The 4136-nt window shown below is 60.8% G+C and carries 6 protein-coding genes; all 6 read right to left on the reverse strand.

Annotated features, from left to right (window positions below; translation table 11 throughout):
- Positions 1 to 132: 132 nt before the first annotated feature.
- Positions 133 to 798, reverse strand: a complete 666-nt coding sequence (locus PSV05_RS05070; RefSeq protein WP_300062451.1) for an isoprenylcysteine carboxylmethyltransferase family protein — start codon at positions 796 to 798, stop codon at positions 133 to 135.
- Complete coding sequence (locus tag PSV05_RS05075; RefSeq protein ID WP_300062454.1) at positions 795 to 1034, reverse strand: DUF2933 domain-containing protein; 240 nt, start codon at positions 1032 to 1034, stop codon at positions 795 to 797. Before PSV05_RS05075 ends, PSV05_RS05070 begins: the two co-directional genes overlap by 4 nt.
- 34 nt (positions 1035 to 1068) lie before the next feature.
- Entirely contained in the window at positions 1069 to 1284 is a 216-nt protein-coding gene (locus PSV05_RS05080; protein ID WP_300062457.1) for a Spy/CpxP family protein refolding chaperone, read from the reverse strand.
- Positions 1285 to 1582: 298 nt separating this feature from the next.
- Positions 1583 to 2926, reverse strand: coding sequence for a hypothetical protein (locus tag PSV05_RS05085; protein ID WP_300062460.1), 1344 nt, complete (start codon positions 2924 to 2926; stop codon positions 1583 to 1585).
- Positions 2927 to 2952: 26 nt separating this feature from the next.
- Entirely contained in the window at positions 2953 to 3342 is a 390-nt protein-coding gene (locus PSV05_RS05090; RefSeq protein WP_300062463.1) for a hypothetical protein, read from the reverse strand.
- 25 nt (positions 3343 to 3367) lie between these two features.
- A partial coding sequence (ppk2, locus tag PSV05_RS05095; protein WP_300062466.1) for a polyphosphate kinase 2 occupies positions 3368 to 4136 on the reverse strand: 769 nt, incomplete at its 5' end.

Consider the following 4136-nt stretch of genomic DNA (forward strand, 5'->3'; position numbering starts at 1 on the left):
TGTGTCCGACCCAGTCGCGGATGTTGAGATCCTTCACGGATCCCGATGACATGGGTCCGCAACCCGCCAGGGCGACGGCCGCAAATACCAGCGCCAAACAATATCGGATGGTCATGATCGAGTACCCCTACTTCATTGGTGGCGGGAGTCGGTGGCGGCAGCAACGAGCAGTCTCGGAATCCAGCGCGGCGTGCGGGCTACATAGCGGTCATAGGTGTCGCCGAATGCGCGCCGGACGTCCTGCTCCTCCGCATGTGCGAGTCGCACATACATGGCGACCAGGATGGGAAACATCGCGAGCGTCAGGAAGGTCGGCCATTGAAGCAGGAATCCGAGCATGATCGCGATGAAGCCGATGTATTGCGGATGCCGGACGCGGGCATAGATGCCGCTGGTTGCCAGCCGATGCTCGCGCCGTGCCGCATGCAGGACCGGCCAGGCGGCGCCCAGCAGGATGAACCCGCCGGCGATCAGGACGTTGCTGGCGATGTGCAGGGCACCGAGATGCGGATCTCCTTTCATGCCGAAAATCGTCCACCGCAGGTGCCCGGCATCGTGCGAGAGCGGATCGAGCCCCGGATAGCGGCTCTCAAGCCAGCCCGACAGCAGGTAGATCGTAACCGGCACACCGTACATCTCGGCGAACAAGGCGACGATGAAGCCGGAAAAAGCACCGAAGGAGCGCCAGTCGCGCGGCGTGTCCGGTTTGGTGAAGCTGAAAGCGAAGATGATGAACACGAGGCTGTTCAGGACGACGAGCGTCCACAGGCCGTAGGCGGGCAGCGCCTCGTGCGTCATCGCTTTTCCTCCGGACTGTGGTCGCCGGGGCGATCGTGCTTGCCATGTCCACGATGCCCGCCATGCCCGTGGAATAGGTGCATCAACGGGCAGGCGAGGATCAGCAGGAACGGCAGGACGCCGAATACATGCGCGCGATGCTCGCTCAGCAGGAAGAACCCGGCGACCATGGCAAAGCCTACCAGGGCGATCGCGGACTTCGTTCGCCACCAAGGGACGTCGGCGCTGTTGTTCATCTGATGGTTCCCGTGGGTCGGGCTACCTCAGGAATCACATGATCCCCATCGGACCCATCAGCAGCTCGTCGGCAGTCTTCTTCTGCTCGTCGCTGAGCGACGTGTAGAGCGGTTCGACGGCGCCCTTCAGGACGCGAACGATCTCGAGCCGGGCAACCAGCGTCTTCTCGTAGCGGGCGAGACGCTCGGGCGCCGTCGCTGGCTTGGCGCCAGCCTGCATTCCCCATCCCCATCCGTCGAAATGGTTCATCATCGTTGCCCTCGCTCAAAAACAATTCGTGCAGATTCTCCCACTATCGCAACGCGCTATCGGCGAATTTGTTCCAGGCAGCGCGCTTAGGTCTGTGTGCCCAGCGATCGTCAATTTCGGCCGCGGAGCGCAACATAGGCGATGCCTACAACGAGAAGACAGACTAGGAGAATGCCAACTCACCCGAACCCGCCAATTCCCCAACCCATCTTTCGCCACCGCTCATCATCGTCGTTTCGCCCCAAGTTGTAGAGATTGCACCGATATGCGAACGCGCCATGCGCACATGTGGGTCCAGTCAGACAATGAAAACTGGCGCAAAGCCGCCGCCGGGTGTTCTAAAGTTCGTCGTCTGTCCCTGATAGACGCGCGCCGCGGTTAGAAGCGGCAACCCGTTGTAGGCGTAGAGACGCACATCCAGTTTCAACGAATGGATTGCACCATCGATCTTGATTCGACGTTCGGTCGGGATGGCCAATTCCTGGGCGATATAGCCGCCTTGCTGTACTTCGGTCCAGACGCGGCGGGTCATCTTGTCGCCGCGATAGACCGCCTTGCCCCCGTGGCCGCCAGCCGGTTTGAAGAAGAGGTGATTGCGCTCGGACCACAGCATCTCTGCGTTTTCTATCCCGACCATCATGGTTCGCGGCACGGCCGAGAGGCTTTGCCGATGACGTGGCGATATCCCCCAGCTGCCCGTTGCATCCGCGTCTGACAGCAGGCTCATGTTCCGCTTGTCGGCAAACAGCGCGTGATTGCGGGGGTTGGGCGTGACGGTTACGGCGCCCGCAAGATAGGCCTCACGCAAGGCTTCGTGCCCGCCGGCCCCGAGGGAGAAATCGACCAGCCGATTGTAGACGAGATCGACGGTCTCTCCCAGGTACCGCAACTGGCCTTCGGCAAACTGGAGTTGAGCGGGATCGACGATCCATGCCTTCAGGCCCTGTCGTTCGAGGAAGCGTTGCGCCAGCAGGAACTCGGGGAACAGGTATTGTTCCTGCGGCCGGTCATCGACGATGGCGATCGTCCGCGGCTGGCCGGAGCGACCCTGCAACGCCCACTCGGCGAGAAACATTTGCCATACGGCGGGCTCGAATTCGCCAAGCAGGGCTGCCCGCGTTGCGTCCTTGGCTTCGCGACAGCAGGCGCTCTGAGCCCGCGCGAGAAAGGCGTTCAAGAAGGCACCGCCGGCGTTGGTGTTCACCTCGATGAGTTTCGGTCCGTCCCCGCCCAGATGGAAGTCGTAGCCCATGAAGACCCCGCGCGGACCGAAGTCATAGCCGGCGATCGCAGGCGCCCAGGCCAGAACAGCTTCCTGATAGGCCGGGGCCTTGGCTGCCGCCTCGATCGCGTCAACGACGTCGAGCATGGCCGCTAGATCGTGACTTGAGAGAAACACGGGCGCGCTGGCAAAAAGGTGAGGCCGCGCTTCGAGCAATGCGGCGGCGAGGTCCGGGTCCTGCGCCTCGGCCCGAATCGCGGCCTGCAGGCCGGCGCTGTCCAGCGTGATGCAAAAGCACTCTCTGTTGAGGACTAAGTCGCGGTCGCCGTCCTGGGTTATGTCCTGCGGCATTGCCGACCTTCCAAGGAGTCTTACCGGCGAGCCGAAGTCGGCGGCAAGTGAGGTTTCATTCGCCGCCATGCCATTGCCGGTAGCGTTTCCGCCTGTTATTTGGATCCCGGCATCATCTTTGAATCGCGCATCATCTCGTCCATATGCTTGCGCATTTGTTCCATCTGGCCCTTCTGATCGGCGGCCATCATTGCCGGCATAGCTTCGAACCCTGACATACGATGCATCATCGACGACATGGCCTCCATGCGCTTGGCCATTTGCGTGCGCTGCTCGGGAGTAAGGTCGCTGCGCCCCATCTGCTCGGTCATCGTGCCCATTTCCTGGTTCATATCTTTCATGAGCTGATACAGCGCCTTGTGGTGCTGGCTGACGCCGTCTTGCGACGCTGGGGCCGCAGTCGTTTGTGCCATCGCCGTTCCGGCGAGAAACAAGCCTGATCCGGCAACGATGGCCGTCATCGATATGATCGTCTTCACGCTCATGATGATTCTCCTGTGCCTTCCATGTTCATTCCGCTGCAAGCAACCCGGCCTTGGCGCGGGCTTCGTCATAAGTGAAAACGATACTGGGATCGGCCACAGCGAGATGTTTGTTAGTCTCCGGGCATGCGAGGCGGGCGATAAGGTCGCGTATTACATTGAGACGGGTGATGCGCTTGTCGTCGGCACGAACGACGATCCAGGGTGAGATAGGGCTCGACGTTCTCATGAGCATCTGGTCGCGGGCCTCGGAGTACTGCGCCCAGTGCTTTACCGCGACCTCGTCGATCGGACTTGTCTTCCATTGCTTTAACGGATCGTCTCGACGCTCCCGAAGCCGCTTCTTCTGCTCTTCTTTACCGATGTCCAAATAGTACTTCAGGATTTGAACTCCATCGGCAATTAGCATGTGTTCGAACGGCAGCACTCCTTGCAGGAAATTCTCGTACTCACTGTCGGTGCAGAATCCCATCACGCGCTCGACGCCTGCGCGATTGTACCAGCTGCGATTGAACAGTGCGATTTCCTGCGCCGCGGGAAGATGGTGCACGTAGCGCTGGAAGTACCAGGAGGCGAGATCCCGTTCGGACGGCTTGCCGAGCGCAACGACACGCGTCTCGCGTGGGCTGAGATGCTGGACGATGCGTTTGATCGTACCGTCTTTTCCGCCCGCATCGCGGCCCTCGAATATCACGAGCACCTTGTGACCGTGCTTGATGACGTGCCTTTGAACCGTGACGAGTTCGATCTGAAGCGAGCGAAGCGCGGCTTTATAGGGTGCAGGCGCTTTTGGATCG

The organism is Thermomonas sp. (genome assembly GCF_029945965.1).
In the GTDB taxonomy this organism is placed as follows: Bacteria; Pseudomonadota; Gammaproteobacteria; order Xanthomonadales; family Xanthomonadaceae; genus Thermomonas.